This window comes from Streptomyces sp. DSM 118878, from assembly GCF_052936595.1.
Genome location: NZ_CP193622.1, coordinates 7,521,673 through 7,540,174, shown reverse-complemented (window position 1 = coordinate 7,540,174; position 18,502 = coordinate 7,521,673). Strand labels below are relative to the sequence as shown.

Genomic DNA, 18,502 nt, shown 5'->3' with positions numbered 1-18,502 from the left:
CCGCGATGCCCCACCTCAGGGGAGGATCGCCACCTTCAGCGTCTGGCGCGGCGGGCCGTCGTAGGGCGCGTTCTCCGCGTCCGGGTACAGGGCGCTGCTCGCGGAGAGCTGCTCCATGGCCTTCGGCAGCTCTTCCAGGGGGTAGGTGTGCGTGAGGAGGTCGGGCAGGCGCAGCGCTTCGGGGCGGCGGTGCGCGAGGCGTTCGGCGACGGCGAGGGCCTCGGCGCGCGCGGTGTCCAGCGGCTCGGCGGAGCTGTGCACGCGCAGCCCCTTGCGCTCCCAGGTGACGAGGTCCACGGAGACGCGGGTGTCGATGTGGTGGGTGCCCAGCATGACCACGAGGCCGTTCTGGCGGACGAGGCCCACGCAGGCGTCGAGGGTCGTGGGCGTGCCGACGGCGTCGACCGCGACGTCGAAGTCGGCGCCGACGGCGGCGAGCTGTTCGGCCCCGCCGTCCACGCGCCGCACGGCGTCCGCGCCCGCCGCGGCCGACCGTTCGAGCCGCCAGTCGTCGAGGTCGACGGCGACGGCCTCCGCGGCGCCGCGGGCCACGGCGACGCGCAGCGCGAGCTGTCCCACGGGCCCCTGTCCGACGATCACCACGCGGTCACCGAGCCGGACGCCGCGCGTGGCGTGCACGGCCAGCGGCAGGAGCTGGAGGATCGCGCCCTGCTCGAAGGGCACGGAGTCGGGCAGCACGCCCACGGCGATCTCGCGGGCCAGCGCGAAGTCGGCGTACCCGGTGGTGAGCGGCGTGCGCACGAAGACGCGCTGTCCGGGCACGACTCGGCTGACCCCGGCGCCCGTGGCCTCGACGACGCCGGCGATCTCGTGACCGAAACAGCCCTGCGAGCAGTGCTCGCGCAGCCCGTAGTAGTGGAAGTAGGCGAGGTCGCTGCGGTTGCAGACCGTGCAGGCGCGCACCCGGACGACGACCTCCAGCGGTCCGGGCTCCGGCACCGCCACCTCGGTGCGCAGTCTGATGTCGCGCCTGCCGACGAGCTCGTACCTGCGCATGGCTCTCCCCTCACCGGTCGCGGACCGCGGAAGCCACCAGGATTACGCAACTCTCCGGCCGCCACGCCCGATTCACTCGCCTCGGCCGGTTCGGACTCCTTGACAGCCTCGATCGATACGAGCCAATATCCACTATCTGATTGGCCTGGACCAATCAGCAGCAGGCTCACCTCCCACAGCCGCACCAAGAGCCGCCGCCCGCACCCGTCACGTACCGCAACTTCGGAGGTCGCGCCATGGCACCCAGCAGTGACCCGACTCTGGAGCACCTCGCCAACTCCGTGCTGCAGCCCGGCTTCGAGGGCACCACGGCCCCCGACTGGGTGCGCCGCAAGATCTCCGAGGGCCTGGGCTCCGTCGTGCTGTTCTCGCGCAACATCGAGAGCGTCGAGCAGGTCGCGCGGCTCACCGCGGCCCTGCGCGCGGAGAACCCGGACCTGATCGTCGCCATCGACGAGGAGGCGGGCGACGTGACCCGCATGGAGGCCTGGACCGGCTCGTCGCGTCCGGGGAACCTCGCCCTCGGCGCGGTCGACGACATCGACCTGACGGAGCGCGTCGCGCACGACATCGGCCGCGACCTGCACGCCGCCGGTGTCTCGCTCAACTTCGCGCCGAGCGCCGACGTGAACTCCAACCCGCTCAACCCGGTGATCGGCGTCCGCTCCTTCGGCTCCCGCACCGACATCGTCTCCCGCCACACGGCCGCCTGGATCCGCGGCCTCCAGGGAGCGGGCGTCGCGGCCTGCGCCAAGCACTTCCCGGGCCACGGCGACACGGTCGTCGACTCGCACTACGGCCTGCCGCAGGTGCGGGGTTCGGCCGAGGAGATCGCGCACACCGCCCTTCCGCCGTTCATCGCGGCGATGGAGGCGGGCGTCCGCGCGGTGATGACCGCCCATCTGCTCGCTCCCGCCTACGACCCGGACCTGCCCGCGACACTCAGCCACCGCATCCTGGTGGACCTGCTCCGCGGCGAGCTGGGCTTCGACGGGCTCCTGGTCACCGACGGCATCGAGATGGGCGCCGTCACCGACCGCTACGGCATCGACGGCGCCACCGTACGGGCGCTCGCGGGCGGCGTCGACACGGTGTGCGTGGGCGGCGAGAGCGCCGACGAGGCCACCGCCGATCTGCTCTCGACGGCCCTGGTGAAGGCGGTCCACGAGGGCACGCTCCCCGAGGAGCGCCTCACCGGGGCGAGCACGCGCGTACGGGAGTTCGCCGCCTGGTCCGGCGAGCGGTCGCGGGCGGTGGCACTGGCCGCGGACGACTCCGGCATCGGCCTGATCGCGGCGCGCCGCGCGATCCGCGTGCGGCACCGCTCGGACACGGCGCTGCCCCTGACCGGCGCACCGCACGTGGTGGAGCTCTCCCCCGCCATGCACCTCGCGGTGGACGGCCGCACCCCCTGGGGTGTCGCCGAACCCCTGCGCGACCTGCGCCCCGGCACCACGTCCGTCCGCCTGACGGAGCCCGAACTCGCCGACGCCGGTGACCTCCTGGACCGCGAGGTCCTCGCCCCGGCGGCGGACCGCGCCCTGGTGGTCGTGGTCCGTGACGCGGCCCGCCACCGCTGGATGACCGACACGCTGACCCGCCTCCTGCGCAGCCGCCCCGACGCCCTGGTCGTCGAGATGGGCGTCCCGGCGGGCGACTCGCTGGGAGCCGCCCACCTGATCACCCACGGGGCGACCCGTGTCTCCGGCATCGCGGCGGCCGAACTCCTGGTGGGCGCGACCGCCTGACACGGGCTGCCGGCTCAGCTCCGCAAGGGGCCCTCGCATGCGAAGTCCGCGCTGCCGGCCCGGCCGTCGGTCCACACGTCCACCTCACCGAACGAGCAGTTCATGTCGGTGAGGTTGTTGTGGCCGGAGCCCGCGGCGGACCGGTCGAGCAGGTAGTAGTCAACTGTCTCGGACATGTCCTCGAAGACGGCGTCCGGGTCGTCGGAGGCGCTGAGGTTCGCGGTGATGCGGCCGCCGCAGACATAACGCGGGCGCTCCGGCGCCCCGTTGGAACGGCACTCGGGCGTGACGCCCGTGGTCGCCGTGAACGAGGCGCGGACCTGGGCGGCCGTGCTGTCCCGCAACTCGCCGACCGGCACATACGTCGTGTCCGGCACGAAGAGGTCGTCGACGTGTGCGATCTGCTCGTCGAGGAAGGCGTCGTACGCGCGCTGCAACCCGCCGTCCGCGCCGAGCCGGTCCCGCCAGGCGTCGAAGGCCGCGGGGTCGTCCGCGCGCAGGTGCCGGTACATCTCCTTCAGCAGCCCCGGGCGCTCCGCCCACAGGAACTCGAAGAACGTCCCGGCGTAGTCGTAGAAGCGGAAGCCGTCACCGTCGTACGTGGCGTGCAGGATCTGCTGGACGCTCATGCGGGGCCCGCCGTTCGCCGTGTCGTCGATGACGCCCCGGACCAGCGACTTGCGGACCTTGACGCCGTCGTCGCGCGTCGCCCCGTCGAAGAACTCGGCCGTGCCCTCGTCCATGGCCGTGGTCCGGTCGCCTTCGTACCACGGGCCCTCACCGAAGAATCCGGGGACCGCCCAGCGGCCGTTGAGGTAGTGGGTGTACTCGTGCCGGAAGAGTTCTTCGAGCGTGAGCGTCGAATCCTGCGGTACGCGCCGCTGGTAGGTGTAGAAGGTCGCGCCCCGCTCGATGTAGACACCGCCGTTGTCGGTACCCATGCCGGTGAGCAGGGGGTGGTAGTTCTCGTAGTCGGCGCGCGAGGCGTAGAGCACGGTCGTCAGAGCGGTGTTGGGGTCACCGGCCAGCGGCTCCTGGGTGCCGACGACGCGGTGGAACTGGGCCTTGACCTGCTTGCTCGCGTAGTAGAGCTGGTCGACGGTGCCCCGGCCCAGCGCCGTGCGGACCTTCATCCCGCCCTTGTCGTAGGTGTACGTGTGCGGGAAGACGCGGCGCTCGATGTCCGCCCGGCAGACCTTGTACGGCGCGCAGGCGTCGTACTCGTTCAGCCAGGTCGCGACCTTGACCCAGGGCCCGCTGCCCTCACCGAAGTCGCGTGCCGTCACCGCGACGAGTCCGCCGAGGCCGCTCACGATCTCGCTTCTGACCCCGTCGATCTGCCCGAACCTGCCGTACTCGCTCAGCGCGTCCCGCACCACCCAGGCGTTGCCCGTGCCCTTGAGGTGGGTGTACCCGGCGAACGCCTTGAAGGCCGCACGGTAGGAGGGGTCCGCCGCGACCGCCGCGTGGAAGGCGGTGTCCTTGTTGCCGGGGTACACGCCGAGGTAGCTCAGGGAGAGCGCGGCGAGCGCGGAGCCGCCCCAGGAGCCGTCCTTCGCGGTGTCGGGGTGGGTGGCGTCCATGGTCGCCAGGACCCTTTTGACGAGCGGCAGTTGGTGCTGTCGCAGCCCCGGCGCGCTCGCCGCGTAGAGCGCCTCGCGCAGGGATTCGGCGTTGGCGCGGGTCGCGTCGAAGGTACGGGGTGCCTGGCCGAAGGCGGCGACGGCGCGGCGCATGGCGTCGACGGTGGGGCCGTCGGTGACGTCGATCTCGTCGTGCGAGAAGTCCTGGTAGGCGACGGCGTGGAGGTAGGTGAGCAGCTCCAGGAGGTTGGTCCCGTTCCTGCCGTCGTGCGTGGCGGCGAGCCGGCTGACGCGCCCGGACACGGCTTGCACGTGCGCGTCCGACATCACGGGGGCGAGCCGCCGGTCCCAGGTCCATATGAGGGTCCGCAGACAGCCCTCGGCGGTGACCGCCGGATCGGCGAGGAAGTCCGCGAACGCCTCGGGCCCGAGCGAGGTGACCCCGTCGAGGGTGCAGGGCGCGACCGCGGGGGCGGCCTGACCCTTGGCTTCGCCCTTGACCTTTGGTTTCGGCGTACGGACTCCAGGGAGGCGACCGTCCGTGAGGCCACCGGGCGCCGGCAGCGCGCGGGCGGCCGGCTCGGGGGCGGACGCCCTGCGCTCGACGACGTCGCGGGGGCTGGGCTCTGCGGTCGTGGCACGAGCGGGGGCGGCGTCGTCGGCCGCGTGGGCGGCGAGGGGCGCGGCCGTCACGCAGAGGCTCGCGGCGAGGGCGCCCGCGAGGACGGATCTGCGCAGGGTTCTTGGACGTAACGAGAACAAGGGGGGCTCCTGTGTGGGAGGTGGCGGCGCGCGGAGCCGGGCCGAGGCCAACTCGGCCCGGGGCGCGCGTACTTGGCGACCCTTGGGGCGGTTGTGTGATGCGCCGCTCCGGGCCATGTGATGCGTAACGTAGTAATGTGAAATTGCACTGACAACCCCTCAGACGCGGGAATCGCGGGGAGCCGCGGGCATCGCGGGGGCTTTCAGGGGCGGGGCGGGGCTTCGCCGGCCGGTTCGCGCAGGGTGCGCAGCAGGAGCCAGCCGAGCGCGGGCAGCGCGATGAGGGGCGCCAGGGCGGTCCGCAGGGACGTGGCGTCGGCGAGCGCGCCGATCAGCGGGCTCGCGAGGCCGCCGATGCTCACGGTGAGGCCGAGCGTGACGCCGCCGGCGGTGCCCACCCGGCGGGGCAGGAAGTCCTGGCCGAGGGTGATGTGCAGCGAGAACGGCACGTAGAGCCCGGCGGAGGTGAGGGCGACGCACGCGTAGAGCGCGGGCCCGGGCACGAGGACGACGCCGGCCACCGCGGGGACCGTCAGGACGTACGACCACCGTACGACAGGGACGCGGCCGAACCGGGCGGCGAGCCTGCCGCCCAGGACGGTGCCGACGGCGCCGCCGAGGTAGAGCACGAAGAGGGCGGCCGTGCCCGCGGCCGCGCCACCGCCGGTGCGCTGGCGCACGTACAGCGAGATGAAGGTGCTGAGCCCGACGAAGACGACCGAGCGGCAGACGATGGCGCCGGAGAGCCGGAGGAAGGAGGGCCAGTCGTCCGCACCGGCTTCCCCCTGGGGCCCCTTGGGCGCCGCCGCCTCGGTGGCCTTGATGCCCCGCAGCGCGGCGACGCAGAGCACGGCCCCGGCGAGGGCGGGCACCACGAGGAGCGGCGAGGCGCCGAGGCCACCGGTGGCGGCGATGGCGGAGACCAGCAGGGGCGCGGTCGCGAAGCCGAGGTTGCCGCCGAGGGAGAACCAGCTCATGGCCGCATGGCTGCCGCGGCTCGCCCGCCGCGCCACGCGGGCCGCCTCGGGGTGGAACGCGGCGACGCCGATGCCGGAGAGGCCGACGACGAGGAGCGTCAGGGCGTAGCTGCCGCTGAGCCCGGCGAGAGCGACTCCGACGCCGCCCACCAGCGTGCTCAGGGGCAGCAGCCAGGGCATGGCCCACTTGTCGGTGAGCGCACCGAACACCGGCTGCACCACGGAGGAGAGCAGCGAGGCGGCGAGCACGATGCCGGATGCGGCGGCGTAGGTATAGGCGCGCTCGGCCACGAAAAAGGGGACGAGGGCGGCGACGGCACCTTGATAGAGGTCCACACAGGCGTGGGCCAGCGCGAGCAGAACGACGGGACGCCGCCGGACGGGCGCGGCCTTGAGCAGGGACGCCGGGTTCCGGCTTCGCGGGGCCGGGTTCGGGCCGTGGGCTGGGGGGTTGGTTGCGGCTGCGGTTGCGACTGCGGTTGCGGTTGCGGCGACGGCCGGCGGATGGGCTGCGGCTGGAGGCTTGGCTGCGGCCGGCGGCTCGGCTGCGGCCGGCGGCTCGGCTGCGGCCGGCGGCTCGGCTGCGGCTGGCGGCTTAGCGGCGGCAGCCGGAGGATCGGCGACGGCCGGCGGCTCGGCTGCGGCTGGCGGCTTAGCGGCGGCAGCCGGAGGATCGGCGACGGCGGCTGGAGGCTTGGCGGCGGCCGCAACTGCCGGGCGCGGGTGCTTACTCGTGGGTTCCTTCGCTGACACCACCCCATCGTCGCCACCCGACCCCCTGGCGTGCTTCCGATAAAGTGCCAACTCATGCCGGAGACCCGCCACACCATCCGTCACACCCCCGAAGCGCCCACCAGCACCCGGTCACTGGCGCCCGGCGAGTCCATCGACGCGCACCGCCACGACGACCACCAGATCATCTACGCGGGCTCCGGCGTCGTGGCCGTCACCACCGACGCCGGCACCTGGTTCGCGCCCGGCACCCGGGCCATCTGGGTCCCCGCGGGCCGCGTCCACGCGCACCGCGCCCACGGCCACCTCGCGCTGCACCTGCTCGGCCTGCCCGCCGACACCAACCCGCTCGGCCTCGACGCCCCGGCCGTCCTCACCGTCAGCCCGCTGCTGCGCGAACTGATCCTCGCCTGCACCCGCGTCCCGCACGCGAAGACCACACCGCACGCGGACACCCCGGAGCACCAGCGCCTGCGCGCGGTACTCCTCGACCAGCTCCGCGTCTCACCGCAGCAGCCCGTCCACCTGCCCGCACCCAAGGACCCCCGCCTCGCCGCCGTCTGCGGTCAACTGCACCGCGACCCCGCCGACGCGCGCGGCCTCGCCGAACTGGCCGCCGCGGCCGGGGCGGGCGAACGCACCCTCAGCCGCCTCTTCCGCCGCGAGTTCGGCATGACCTTCCCCCAGTGGCGCACCCAGCTCCGCCTCTACCACGCCTTGCGCATGCTGGCCGACGGCACGCCCGTCACCACGGTCGCGCACCGCTGCGGCTGGGCGTCGGCCAGCGCGTTCATCGACGTGTTCCGCCGCTCCCTCGGCTACACCCCGGGCACCCACAACCGCGGCGACTGACCGACGCACGCGCAGGCCCCTCGAACCCAACTCCCCGTACTGCACGCCCCCTTGGCAGCCCCAGTGCCATGTGAAATATTACTGCCGTGCTCACGAGACACCCCTCCGGACCACCGGAGTTCTCGGACGTCATCGTCGTGGGGGCAGGGATGATCGGCGCGGCCTGCGCCTACTACGCATCCCGCGCCGGCCTCCACGTCACCGTCATCGACCGCGGCCCGGTAGCGGGCGGCACCACGGGCGCGGGCGAGGGCAACCTCCTCGTATCCGACAAGGAACCGGGCCCGGAGCTCCAACTAGCCCTGCTGTCCATTCAGTTATGGTCCGAGCTCGCGGCCGAGTCACCGCCGGACATCGAGTACGAGCACAAGGGCGGCCTGGTCGTGGCCTCGACGGAGGCGGAACTGATGGCCCTGCGGGCCTTCGCGGCCGAGCAGCGACGCGCGGGCGTGACGGTGACCGAGGTCCCCGCGGACCGTCTCCCCGACCACGAACCCCACCTCGCACCCGACCTCGCCGGCGGCTGCCACTACCCGCAGGACGCGCAGGTGCAGCCGGCCCTCGCCGCGGCACACCTGCTGCGCGCGGCGGCGAACGCGGGACACCTCACGCTGCGGCTGGGCGAGGAGGTCACGGCGGTCCTGACGACGCCGAACGGTACGGTCCGCGGCGTACGGACCCCGGCGGGCGAGGTCCAGGCCCCCCACGTGGTCAACGCCACCGGCACCTGGGGCGGTCAACTGGCCCGCATGGCGGGCGTGGAGCTGCCGATACGCCCCCGCCGCGGCTTCGTCCTGGTCACCGAACCGCTGCCGCGCATGGTGCGGCACAAGGTGTACTCCGCGGAGTACGTCGCCGACGTGGCGAGCGACTCGGCGGCCCTACAGACCTCCGCCGTCATCGAGGGCACCCGGGCGGGCCCGGTCCTGATCGGGGCCAGCAGGGAACGGGTCGGCTTCGACCGCACGCTGTCGGTGGAGGCGCTGCGGCGCCTGGCCTCCCAGGCGACCCGCCTGTTCCCGGCCCTGGCCCAGGTACGCGCGATCCGCGCCTACGCGGGCTTCCGCCCCTACCTCCCCGACCACCTCCCAGCCATCGGCCCCGACCCCCGGGCCCCCGGCCTGCTGCACGCCTGCGGCCACGAGGGCGCGGGCATCGGCCTGGCCCCGGCGACGGGCCTGCTGATCGCCGAGCTCCTGACGGACGGCGACCCCTCGCTGGATCCGTCCCCCTTCGCCCCCGAACGCTTCGCACCGGAACGCCTCGCCCGAAGCACCTGAGAGGAGCCGCCCCCATGGGGCAAGCCGAGAAGACGCCCGCAGACCTCGTGGGCGCAGCCGACGCCACGCACACACTGACCTTCGACGGCCGCCGCATAACGGCCCGGCCGGGGCAATCCATCGCCGCCGCCCTCTGGACAGCGGGAGTCCTCGCCTGGCGAGAGACCAGAGGCACGGCCCGGCCCCGCGGCGCCTTCTGCGGGATCGGCCAGTGCTACGACTGCCTGGCCACCATCAACGGCCGCCCCAACCGCCGCGCCTGCCTGGTGACCGCCCGGCCGGGCGACGTGGTCACCACACAGAAGGGTCACGGCCATGCCGAGCCCGAGTGACCCGTACGACGTGGCCGTGGTCGGTGCGGGCCCAGCAGGCCTGGCCGCGGCGGTCACAGCCGCCGAACAAGGGCTCTCCGTGGCCCTGTTGGACGCGGCTCCCCAGCCCGGCGGCCAGTACTACCGTCACCCGGCCCCGGCGACGGGCGCCACCCGCCCCGAGGCGCTGCACCATGACTGGGCCGCTTTCACCGGCCTCCGCGACCGCCTGAACGCCTCCGCACGCGTCACCCGGCTCTACGACCACCACGTCTGGTCGATGACCCGCGAGACGCCCGACGCCCTCTGGCACGTCCACGCCCTCCCCGGCGACAGCGACGGCGACGGCGACGGCGAGAACTGCGGGGGTGGTGACGCCGGTGAGGCCGGTGAGGCCGTCCCCGGAGGGGGCACAGTGGTCCGCGCCCACGCGGTACTCCTGGCCACCGGCGCCCACGAACGCCACCTCCCCTTCCCCGGCTGGACCCTCCCCGGCGTCATCAGCGCGGGCGGCGCCCAGGCCATGCTGAAGTCCGGCCTGGCCCTGCCCGGCCGACGCGTCGTCGTCGCGGGCAGCGGCCCGCTCCTGCTCGCCGCGGCCACCTCGCTCACCACCGCCGGCGCCGACGTCCCCGAGGTGATCGAAGCCTCCGGCTACCTCGGCTACGCCCGCCACCCCGCGGCCCTCGCCGCCAACCCCCACAAGCTCACGGAGGGCGCCCGCCACGGCATGGCCCTGCTGCGCCACCGCGTACGCCTGCGCACCCGCAGCGCGGTCACCGAGGCGCACGGCACGGACCGCGTCGAGGCGGTGACGGTCTCCCGCCTCGACCAGGACTGGCGCCCGCTCCCCGGCACGGCCCGCCGCATCGCCTGCGACGCCCTCGCCACAGGCCACGGCCTGGTCCCGCAGACGGACCTGGCGACCGCCCTCGGCTGCGCCACCCGCCGCACCGCCGACGGGACGTACGCCCTGGAACTGAGCCCTCTACAGGAGACCTCGCTGCCCGGCCTGTGGGCGGCCGGCGAGACGTCCGGCATCGGCGGAGCTCAAGCGGCGCGCGTCGAGGGCGAGTTGGCGGCCCTGGCGATCACCGCCCGTCTCACGGGAAGGCGACCGGCCCCCGCCCCGCGCCTGCGCGCCCTGCGGCGCCGCCGCGACCGCATGCGCGCCTTCGCCGACGCCATGGCCACCGCGCACAGGCCGGGCTCCGGCTGGACAGGGTGGCTCACCGACGACACGGATGTCTGCCGCTGCGAGGAGGTACCGGCGGCCCGTATCCGCGAGGCGGTGGCGGACTACGGCGCCCGTGACCCCCGTACCGTCAAGCTCCTCACCCGCGCGGGCATGGGCTGGTGCCAGGGCCGCATGTGCGGCACAGCCGTGGCCTGCCTGGCCGCCGCCGCGCCCGGCGCCACCTCCGCGCCTCCCGACCGCCGCCTCCTCGCCACCCCCGTACCCCTGGGCACCCTCGCCTCACTCACCCCGCCCGTCGACCCACCACCCGCAGAATCCCCGGACCAGGACCCCCCGGAAAGGCAGCCCTCATGACCACGACCACCACCTGGACCCCGTCCCGCCCGTGGCGCGGCATCATGGTCGCCACCGCGCTCCCTCTGCGCGATGACCTCTCCGTCGACCACGACGCGTACGCCGAACATGTCAGCCACCTCCTCGCGAACGGCTGCGACGGTGTGGTGCCCAACGGTTCCCTGGGCGAGTACCAGACCCTCACCGACGACGAACGCGCCCGCGTCGTGCGGACCGCCGTCGAGGCCGCGGGCGACGGGGCCCGCGTGATGCCGGGCGTCTCCGCCTACGGCAGCGCCGAGTCCCGCCGCTGGGCCGAGCAGGCGGCCGAGGCGGGCTGCGGCTCCGTACTGCTGCTGCCGCCGAACGCCTACCGCGCCGACGAGCGGGCCGTACGCGCCCACTACGCCGAGGTGGCCGCGGCCGGCGTGCCCGTGATCGCGTACAACAACCCCCTGGACACCAGGGTCGACCTGACACCGGAGCTGCTGGCCCGGATCCACGGCGACGGCACCGTCGTGGCGGTGAAGGAGTTCAGCGGCGATGTGCGCAGGGCGTACGAGATCGCCGAACTGGCCCCGCAGCTCGACCTCCTGATAGGCGCCGACGACGTCCTGGTCGAGCTGGCCCTCGCGGGCGCGGTCGGCTGGATCGCCGGCTACCCGAACGCCTTCCCCGCCGCCTGCGCCGAGCTCTACCGCGCGGCCTGCGCACACGACCTGGAGACCGCGCTGCCTCTCTACCGGGCCCTGCATCCGTTGCTGCGCCAGGACTCCCGGACCGAGTTCGTGCAGTCGATCAAGCTCTCGATGGACCTGGCCGGCCGCCGCGGCGGACCCACCCGACCGCCGCGCGTCCCGCTCAGCGGCCCCACGGAGGCACTGGTACGGGCGGCCACCGAGAAGGCCCTGGCGGCGGGCCACCACTGAGCCCGGCCGAAGCCCCCGGGCCGGTACCGGCTCCGGACCCGGACCCCGGTACCACCATCCGGAAGGAGACACATGCGTACACGTCACGTCTTCCACGCCGTCGACTCGCACACCGAGGGCATGCCCACGCGAGTGATCACGGGCGGCGTCGGAGTGATCCCCGGCGCCACGATGGCCGAACGCAGGCTGCACTTCATCGCACACCTCGACCATCTGCGCACCCTCCTGATGCACGAGCCGCGGGGTCACTCCGCGATGAGCGGCGCCATACTCCAGCCACCGACCCGCCCGGACGCCGACTACGGAGTCCTCTACATCGAGGTGTCCGGCGTACTGCCCATGTGCGGGCACGGCACCATCGGCGTGGCGACCGTCCTGGTCGAGACCGGCATGGTCCCGGTCACCGAACCGGTCACGACGGTGCGCCTCGACACCCCCGCGGGCCTGGTCCGGGTCGACGTGAACGTCACCGACGGCGCGGCGACCTCGGCGACACTGACCAACGTCCCCGCGTTCTGCGTCGCCCTCGACCGCAAGGCCGCGGTGCCGGGCCACGGCACGGTCACCTACGACCTGGCCTTCGGCGGCAACTTCTACGCCTTCGTGCACCTCGACGCCCTGGGGCTGCCGTTCGACCGCGCCCGCAAGGACGACCTGCTGGCGGCGGGCCTCGCCACCATGGAGGCGATCAACGCCTCGCCGGACCGCCCGGCCCACCCCGAGCAGCCCGACATCGCCGGGCTCAAGCACGTCTACCTGATCGCGCCCGGCTCGGACGCCCACCGCTCCCGGCACGCGATGGCGATCCACCCCGGCTGGTTCGACCGCTCCCCCTGCGGCACGGGCACCTCGGCCCGCATGGCGCAACTGCACGCCCGCGGCGAACTCCCGCTGGAGCACGACTTCGTCAACGAGTCCTTCATCGGTACGGAGTTCACCGGCCGTCTCATCGGCCGGACCGAGGTGGCCGGGCTGCCCGCGGTCGTCCCACGGATCACCGGACGGGCCTGGATCACCGGCACGGCCCAGTACTTCCTCGCCCCCGACGACCCCTTCCCCGCGGGCTTCTCCCTCTGAACCCGGGGGATCAGCCACCCACGGGCCCCAACTGGCAACGTGACATTGTACGTTGGTGATCCGCGCGGGCGGGGCATCACCGGAGGGGACACCATGGGCCACCTGAAGCAGAAGAACCTGATCACTGCCAGGGAGCGGCTGCGCGACCAGGTCGCCCACGCCCTGCGGGCCGCTCTGATCTCCGGCGAGCTGCGTCCCGGCGAGATCTACTCCGCACCCGGCCTCGCGGAGGACTTCGGCATCTCGGCGACGCCCGTGCGTGAGGCGATGCTCGACCTGGCGCGCGAAGGCCTGGTCGAACCGGTCCGCAACAAGGGTTTCCGCGTGACCGAGGTCAATGAGCGCGACCTCGACCAGTACACGGAGATCCGCCTCCTGATCGAGGTGCCCATGATCGGCCGGATCACCCGCACCGCCGCCCGCGAGGACCTGGAGGTGCTGCGCCCGATCGCCGACGAGATCGTGCGGGCCGCCCACGACCACGACCTCATCGGATACCTGGAGGCCGACCGCCGCTTCCACCTCTCGCTCCTCGCCCTGTCGGGCAACGACCGCCTGGTCGAAACGGTCGGCGACCTCCGCAAACGCTCCCGCCTCTACGGCCTGACCACCCTCGACGAACGCGACCAGCTCACCCCGTCCGCCGAGGAGCACAGAGAGCTCCTGGACCTGATGCTGGCGGGCGACGCGAAGGCCGCGGAAAACTGCATGGCGCGACACCTGGGCCACGTTCGGTCACTGTGGGCGGAGGGCTAGGCCACGGGCCACGGGCCACGGGAGCGACAACGCGAAAGACCCCTGACGGGCAGGGGTCTTTCGCAGGTAACGCTCTGGTGTCCGAGGGGGGACTTGAACTCTCCACTCGGGCACCAGCACATTACTTAGCTGACCTGCGAAAACGTACCCGACACGCCGCAGTCTTGACCAGTGCCGTTGGTCATGCGTTCCCCCTGTTTCGGGCTGTTTCGGACCGCTGTTGGTCATGCGTTGGTCACATGACCATCCCGGGCGGAGCGGGTACCTTCACTCCTTCTCCCATGATCGTCTACCCGACAACGCGAATATCCGCGATGTGCCATAGACCAGGCAGACTCATCCGACCTACCGTCCTCCTGGCGCCAGGGACCGCCCCTGCGGCGAAGGAGGGCACGATGGCACGCGAGGAACTGACCCGTCTCACTGGCCAGGCCGGAGGACCCGAGTGCGACGACGACGATTGCCCCAACGTCTACCGGACCAAGAACGGTTCATTCGTTATCCAGGGGGATGTATCTGACGCGTTCACCGCGCCCGCAGGTGAGGCCCTGGTGGAGATCCCGGAGCACGTTCTGAGGGAGGCTGTCCGTGCTCTTGGATGGTGAGGAGTGGCGTAGGTTCTTCGACGCCTTCGAGCGCGAAGCGTGGCGTTTCGAGGCGCAGCCCACCTACACCATGCCCAAGGAGCAGGAGAACGTCGCCCGCTTCCTGCGGGATGAGAGCAAGCCCGACGACCATAATGCTCGCTGGCACGAACGGGTACGTGGATACGTCGAGTCCGGCAAGCGCATCGGTCGCGTGCGCATCGTGCGCCAGCCGCTCACCGATTACCAGCGGTACCAATTCGCGTGGGGAATCCCCGGCAACATCGCGGCCGGGGAAGACATCCGCGTCTTGGATGTGACGCAAGAGGACTACGGTTTGCCGCTCTCCGGGCGCGACTGGTGGATGTTCGACGAAATCCGCATCGCACACCTGAATTTCCGACCGGACGGTACTCAGATCAATCGCGAGGCGTACGAGGGGGACCCCGCCCCCTATCGGGAGTGGAAGCGAATCGCCCTAGAACACGCAGTGCCTTTCGAGGAGTACGTGAAGGGCCTTGACGTTTGATCCTGGGCAGCTAGGACAGTCGAAGGCTGACCTAGCGGAAACGCTCCGCACGATGCGCAGGCGAGTCAGCCGTACACAGGTTTGGCTCGCCCAGCGCTGCAACATGTCTCAAACCAAGCTCAGCAACATCGAGACCGGTCGAATTACACCGGGACTTGTCGACGTTGAGTTGATTCTTAGAGCGCTCGACGCACCTCCGGAGATGGTGGCAGAAGTGGCCACCCTTGCGCGGCTCGCCAATACGGAGTGGCAGGGTAAGCGGGCATCGTGGCGTCGGGGGCTGGAAAAGCGGCAGTCGGAATTGGCGGGCCTCGAAGCGGAAGCCGTGACGCTCCGGTACTTCTTGCCCGCGATGGCGACAGGGCTCCTGGCCACACCTGAGTACATCAGGGCGAGCCTGGGCCACTCACCAGTGGACGTCTCCAAGACAGTCGCGAAGAAGCTGGACCGGCAAGCGGTCCTCTATGACAACAGGAAGCGGTTCACGTTCCTGTTAACGGAGCAGGCCGTCAGGTGGGCAGTGGTCCCCAGCGCCGCGATGGCCGTACAGATTGACCGCCTTGTCTCGCTATCTCATCTCCCTAACGTGCGGATTGGCGTGATCCCGTTGGGATCGGCCATCGGGCGTGGCCCGATGAATACCTTCACGGTTTACGACCAACGCCTGGCGACTGTCGAGACGTTCACGGGGCGCATAGTTTTCCAGGACGCTCGGGACATCGCAGAACACCTCGAAGTGTTCGGCTTGTACGAGCGCCATGCGCTGTTCGATGAACATGCCAGAGAGCTACTCGGAAATTGGGCCACCTCCTACCGTTCATGATCGTCTACCCCGCAACACAAATATTGCTGGAGGATCGGTGCTGACGGTCCGAGGATGTACTCATGCCGACCGAACCGAAGAACCAGAGACAGAAGGCCCCGCAGGGTTGGCGGATGGACCCAATCCCAAGTCGTCCGGCATACCAGGACGATGATGGGAACATTCGCGTCCCTATGTGGTTGACGAAGAACGGTCGGCATATGGCAGACACGGAAATGATGCTGCTCCCGTCTGAGGCGGCCTTACTGGCCGACAACCTGACCAACGCGATGCGCGACAACTCCAGGTCGATACTGCACGAGATCTTTCGGGAGAGCGCAACGGCTCTTGGCCCGGGTGTCGTGTTCGTGTCGAAGTCGGATCAGTACCGGCTCTGAGTCTGCCCCCCCCCAGCACTGATCTCCCAGGAAGGCACACCCATGCCCGAAACCGGAACCGACCTGTACAGCCTGCCCATCGACGGCGCCACGTTCCTCAAGGCGTGCGGGGGCAACACACACCCCGACGGCGAGTCCTGCGCCACGCTGGCGAAGATCGGCCCCAACGCGTGGGCGTTGGGCGACAGCAAGCGGCCGGGTGCGGAGCCGTTGCGCTTCACCACCGAGGAACTGAACGCGGCCGGCATCGACCCGGCCCGCTTCGGACTGTCCGCCTGACGGCCATTCCTGGCGCCCCCGGCCCTGGCTCACCCCCGAGAGGCAGGGCCGGTCGGGCGCTCCTCCTCTTCCTGCTCTGAACGGGACGACAGTTGCACCACCACGGCTACCTGTGGACCGGCTCCAAGCAACGGTTCGATGACGAGGCACTGCGACGGCCTCCGCACCCTGATGCGCCACCGGCCGATAAACCGGAGCTGATCGCGCGGTACAGGGAAGTGAAGGCGGAGTTCCCGACCGTGGACCTGCCGCCCCTGGAAACGGCCCACTGGCTGATCAAACCCGCGAAGCTCGTGCGGGGCACCTGGGAGAAGCCGAAGGAAGCGGCGGAATGGCTCGGGCAACGACTGGCTGAGTACGCGCCCCGGTTCGCCTCCGAGTCCGACCGCGACAGTACGCGGCTGGCGCTACTGGTCTACTCCGCTGCCGAACGGCTGGGTTGGGGTGGAGACGTGTCCCACGGCTTCTACCTGGAGAGGCCCGCATTTCTGTCCGTAGCTCTGGTGACGTGCTCCCCGAACCGCGCCGCACCGGACCTTGCCTGCCCGACCGCTGTCCACACCTGATGAGGGGAGCACACTTCGATGCCCCGTTCGATCCTGCGGTATACGAAGCACCGGATCACTCAGCAGCCGGACACAGAGATGACGTTCGAGGCAAAGTGCCTGACGTGCGGTTGGGAGGCTAAGCCTGCGGCGGACGGCGCGACCGTCGATGTGGAGTGCATGAGCCATACCGGCCGAACGGGACATGCCCGGTTCCGACGCCTGTGCACATCGGTCGCCCTGGTCGAACGAGCGGAGTAGGGACGAAGCAATAAAATAGCCCCGGCCAGAAACGGGCCGGGGCTGTTGTGTTGGTTGGTTGGAGCAGTGCCAGGAAGGGGTTGGCGTCGAGCGGTTCCGGGCGCTTCGGTTCGGGCACGGGCTTCGGGGCCTGCCTGGGCGGTAGGCGTCCATCTGCACAACCGTGGCGCGGCTTCCCTCACTCTCTGGAGCGGCCGGCGTCGGCTGCGGAGTCGAAACCGGCTGCTCTGCGTGAACGGGAGTGTCATCACGGAGCGTGAAAACGGTGGCCGGTCGGCCGGTCTTTCCCGAGCGGTCCACGGTCACGACCACATCCGACAGTGCCTTGACCTCGGCGGCCGACGCACCTACGTACGGGAGTACCTGAGAGGACGTGGCCCGGCCGCCGTGGAGTTCGATGCGGGCACGGACCTTGTCCGCGAGGCTGAGCGGCTGCTGCTTCACCTTGGGGGCGTTGGACCCCTTCGTGATCCGGACCGCGTCCTGGACGGAGCGGCGAACCAGGGTGAACAGGATGCGGGCATAGCGACGCACGATCCGCCACAGAGGCCGCGCGTCCTCGGAGAGGGTGATCACGCGGGCGCGGACGGTGGCCCACCCGTAAGCGTCGGACAGCTCGGAGCCGTCCACGTTCGGCAGGCTCACGCGGTCATCGTCGAGCATGGGCAGTGCGCAGAACCAGGAAGAGCAGGAGGCGGCCCGCGCCGAACGGCTCAGAAAGGCTGCCGCTCAGGGCGTCACGGATGAGTACTTGGCGCTGCTGGCCAGCGCGTACGTGGGCTACATCAACCGGGGTGGCGCCGGACCGCTGGCGCACCTTGCCGCACAGGTCGGCAAGAGCCAGTCCACCATCAAAGGTCATCTGTGGCAGGCCCGGAAACGGGATCTGCTCACCGGATCGGCTGGCCGCGCTGGTGGTGCCCTCACAGAGAAGGCGTCCGCGCTGTTGATGGACCTCATTCCGGGCGCTCAGCAAAGCAAGTCGCTCGCCGATATGGCACGCGAGAACCAAGCCGACCAGGACAACCAGAAAGATCGTTAAGGACGCATGGCAAAGCGCGGTATTGGGCTCGGGGGGACTCCGGTGGAGATCCCCCGCAGGGGCCGACCGAACACCTGGGGCGTGCGTACGCCCCTCCACTTCTACGAACGATCTGGAGGCCGGGGAGAACCCCGTCGAGGTCTCCGCCAACGTCCGGCACCACTCGCCGGGCTACACGATGGCCCGCTACGGGCACAGCAGGAAGAACGGAGCCCGGAAGCTCGCTGCCTCCGGAGCCAACAGGCTCGGCCTGTCGTCACTGGTCTGACCAGGGGATTCACTGGGCCGTTGGTCACGTGGTTGGTCACGCCACAGCCCAGAAAAGCAAAAAACCCCTGATGAACAGGGGTTTTAGCTGGTGTCCGAGGGGGGACTTGAACCCCCACGCCCGATAAAGGGCACTAGCACCTCAAGCTAGCGCGTCTGCCATTCCGCCACCCGGACTAGGTGTCTGCCGCTGCGCGGGGCGTTCCCCGCGGCGACATGGACAACAATACCAAGGTTTCG

Annotated in this window: 19 protein-coding genes and 1 tRNA gene; 16 read left to right on the top strand and 4 right to left on the bottom strand. The window is 71.1% G+C overall.

Going from position 1 to position 18,502, the window contains the following annotated elements; genetic code table 11:
* Positions 1-15 precede the first annotated feature (15 nt).
* Entirely contained in the window at positions 16-1,017 is a 1,002-nt protein-coding gene (locus ACRAKF_RS32690) for a zinc-dependent alcohol dehydrogenase (RefSeq protein ID WP_447041432.1), read from the bottom strand.
* 236 nt (positions 1,018-1,253) lie between these two features.
* Between ACRAKF_RS32690 and ACRAKF_RS32685 the strand changes: the two genes are divergently transcribed.
* On the top strand, positions 1,254-2,765 hold the full coding sequence (locus ACRAKF_RS32685; protein WP_447041430.1) for a glycoside hydrolase family 3 protein: 1,512 nt from the start codon (positions 1,254-1,256) through the stop codon (positions 2,763-2,765).
* A 14-nt stretch (positions 2,766-2,779) separates the two neighbouring features.
* On the opposite strand, the gene ACRAKF_RS32680 is transcribed toward ACRAKF_RS32685, so the two are convergent.
* Entirely contained in the window at positions 2,780-5,110 is a 2,331-nt protein-coding gene (locus ACRAKF_RS32680; protein ID WP_447041428.1) for a collagenase, read from the bottom strand.
* A gap of 203 nt (positions 5,111-5,313) precedes the next feature.
* Positions 5,314-6,423: an MFS transporter gene (locus ACRAKF_RS32675; protein WP_447041426.1), complete on the bottom strand. Its 1,110-nt coding sequence runs from the start codon at positions 6,421-6,423 to the stop codon at positions 5,314-5,316.
* 471 nt (positions 6,424-6,894) lie between these two features.
* Between ACRAKF_RS32675 and ACRAKF_RS32670 the strand changes: the two genes are divergently transcribed.
* The 15 genes from ACRAKF_RS32670 to ACRAKF_RS32600 all read left to right on the top strand — a co-directional run bounded on the left by ACRAKF_RS32670 (position 6,895) and on the right by ACRAKF_RS32600 (position 17,995).
* A complete protein-coding gene (locus tag ACRAKF_RS32670) occupies positions 6,895-7,671 on the top strand; it encodes an AraC family transcriptional regulator (protein WP_447041425.1) in 777 nt (258 codons plus the stop codon).
* Between the two features lie 149 nt (positions 7,672-7,820).
* Positions 7,821-8,951, top strand: a complete 1,131-nt coding sequence (locus tag ACRAKF_RS32665; protein ID WP_447042281.1) for an NAD(P)/FAD-dependent oxidoreductase — start codon at positions 7,821-7,823, stop codon at positions 8,949-8,951.
* A 14-nt stretch (positions 8,952-8,965) separates the two neighbouring features.
* The gene (locus tag ACRAKF_RS32660; protein WP_447041424.1) at positions 8,966-9,283 is read left to right on the top strand and encodes a (2Fe-2S)-binding protein; all 318 of its coding nucleotides are present in this window, start codon (positions 8,966-8,968) and stop codon (positions 9,281-9,283) included.
* The gene (locus ACRAKF_RS32655; RefSeq protein ID WP_447041422.1) at positions 9,267-10,814 is read left to right on the top strand and encodes an FAD/NAD(P)-dependent oxidoreductase; all 1,548 of its coding nucleotides are present in this window, start codon (positions 9,267-9,269) and stop codon (positions 10,812-10,814) included. The genes ACRAKF_RS32660 and ACRAKF_RS32655 overlap by 17 nt, the downstream gene beginning before the upstream one ends.
* Positions 10,811-11,722 carry a dihydrodipicolinate synthase family protein gene (locus ACRAKF_RS32650; protein ID WP_447041420.1) on the top strand — a complete coding sequence of 304 codons (912 nt, stop codon included), beginning with the start codon at positions 10,811-10,813 and terminating at the stop codon, positions 11,720-11,722. Before ACRAKF_RS32655 ends, ACRAKF_RS32650 begins: the two co-directional genes overlap by 4 nt.
* A gap of 72 nt (positions 11,723-11,794) precedes the next feature.
* Positions 11,795-12,799 (top strand): proline racemase family protein, encoded by a 1,005-nt coding sequence (locus tag ACRAKF_RS32645; RefSeq protein ID WP_447041419.1) that lies wholly within the window; start codon positions 11,795-11,797, stop codon positions 12,797-12,799.
* Positions 12,800-12,892: 93 nt separating this feature from the next.
* Complete coding sequence (locus ACRAKF_RS32640) at positions 12,893-13,555, top strand: GntR family transcriptional regulator (protein WP_447041418.1); 663 nt, start codon at positions 12,893-12,895, stop codon at positions 13,553-13,555.
* 395 nt (positions 13,556-13,950) lie between these two features.
* Positions 13,951-14,160, top strand: a complete 210-nt coding sequence (locus ACRAKF_RS32635; RefSeq protein WP_363249736.1) for a hypothetical protein — start codon at positions 13,951-13,953, stop codon at positions 14,158-14,160.
* On the top strand, positions 14,144-14,668 hold the full coding sequence (locus tag ACRAKF_RS32630) for a DUF6879 family protein (protein WP_447041416.1): 525 nt from the start codon (positions 14,144-14,146) through the stop codon (positions 14,666-14,668). Before ACRAKF_RS32635 ends, ACRAKF_RS32630 begins: the two co-directional genes overlap by 17 nt.
* The gene (locus ACRAKF_RS32625; protein ID WP_447041414.1) at positions 14,658-15,491 is read left to right on the top strand and encodes a helix-turn-helix domain-containing protein; all 834 of its coding nucleotides are present in this window, start codon (positions 14,658-14,660) and stop codon (positions 15,489-15,491) included. The genes ACRAKF_RS32630 and ACRAKF_RS32625 overlap by 11 nt, the downstream gene beginning before the upstream one ends.
* Before the next feature lie 200 nt (positions 15,492-15,691).
* Positions 15,692-15,868, top strand: a complete 177-nt coding sequence (locus ACRAKF_RS32620; RefSeq protein ID WP_447041413.1) for a hypothetical protein — start codon at positions 15,692-15,694, stop codon at positions 15,866-15,868.
* A gap of 42 nt (positions 15,869-15,910) precedes the next feature.
* The gene (locus ACRAKF_RS32615; protein ID WP_447041411.1) at positions 15,911-16,147 is read left to right on the top strand and encodes a DUF397 domain-containing protein; all 237 of its coding nucleotides are present in this window, start codon (positions 15,911-15,913) and stop codon (positions 16,145-16,147) included.
* A 92-nt stretch (positions 16,148-16,239) separates the two neighbouring features.
* Entirely contained in the window at positions 16,240-16,713 is a 474-nt protein-coding gene (locus ACRAKF_RS32610; RefSeq protein WP_447041410.1) for a hypothetical protein, read from the top strand.
* A gap of 18 nt (positions 16,714-16,731) precedes the next feature.
* A complete protein-coding gene (locus ACRAKF_RS32605; RefSeq protein WP_447041408.1) occupies positions 16,732-16,953 on the top strand; it encodes a DUF7848 domain-containing protein in 222 nt (73 codons plus the stop codon).
* Between the two features lie 661 nt (positions 16,954-17,614).
* Positions 17,615-17,995 carry a hypothetical protein gene (locus ACRAKF_RS32600; RefSeq protein WP_447041407.1) on the top strand — a complete coding sequence of 127 codons (381 nt, stop codon included), beginning with the start codon at positions 17,615-17,617 and terminating at the stop codon, positions 17,993-17,995.
* Positions 17,996-18,351: 356 nt separating this feature from the next.
* Here the strand turns inward: ACRAKF_RS32600 and ACRAKF_RS32595 are convergent.
* A tRNA-Leu gene (locus ACRAKF_RS32595) sits at positions 18,352-18,439 on the bottom strand.
* Between the last annotated feature and the right edge of the window lie 63 nt (positions 18,440-18,502).

Coding starts and splice junctions, on each gene's coding strand:
- ACRAKF_RS32690 (WP_447041432.1), bottom strand. CDS start 1,017: ATGCGCAGGTACGAGCTCGTCGGCAGGCGCGACATCAGACTGCGCACC.
- ACRAKF_RS32660 (WP_447041424.1), top strand. CDS start 8,966: ATGGGGCAAGCCGAGAAGACGCCCGCAGACCTCGTGGGCGCAGCCGAC.
- ACRAKF_RS32670 (WP_447041425.1), top strand. CDS start 6,895: ATGCCGGAGACCCGCCACACCATCCGTCACACCCCCGAAGCGCCCACC.
- ACRAKF_RS32620 (WP_447041413.1), top strand. CDS start 15,692: ATGGCAGACACGGAAATGATGCTGCTCCCGTCTGAGGCGGCCTTACTG.
- ACRAKF_RS32645 (WP_447041419.1), top strand. CDS start 11,795: ATGCGTACACGTCACGTCTTCCACGCCGTCGACTCGCACACCGAGGGC.
- ACRAKF_RS32655 (WP_447041422.1), top strand. CDS start 9,267: ATGCCGAGCCCGAGTGACCCGTACGACGTGGCCGTGGTCGGTGCGGGC.
- ACRAKF_RS32650 (WP_447041420.1), top strand. CDS start 10,811: ATGACCACGACCACCACCTGGACCCCGTCCCGCCCGTGGCGCGGCATC.
- ACRAKF_RS32605 (WP_447041408.1), top strand. CDS start 16,732: ATGCCCCGTTCGATCCTGCGGTATACGAAGCACCGGATCACTCAGCAG.
- ACRAKF_RS32640 (WP_447041418.1), top strand. CDS start 12,893: ATGGGCCACCTGAAGCAGAAGAACCTGATCACTGCCAGGGAGCGGCTG.
- ACRAKF_RS32665 (WP_447042281.1), top strand. CDS start 7,821: ATGATCGGCGCGGCCTGCGCCTACTACGCATCCCGCGCCGGCCTCCAC.
- ACRAKF_RS32635 (WP_363249736.1), top strand. CDS start 13,951: ATGGCACGCGAGGAACTGACCCGTCTCACTGGCCAGGCCGGAGGACCC.
- ACRAKF_RS32600 (WP_447041407.1), top strand. CDS start 17,615: ATGGGCAGTGCGCAGAACCAGGAAGAGCAGGAGGCGGCCCGCGCCGAA.
- ACRAKF_RS32615 (WP_447041411.1), top strand. CDS start 15,911: ATGCCCGAAACCGGAACCGACCTGTACAGCCTGCCCATCGACGGCGCC.
- ACRAKF_RS32685 (WP_447041430.1), top strand. CDS start 1,254: ATGGCACCCAGCAGTGACCCGACTCTGGAGCACCTCGCCAACTCCGTG.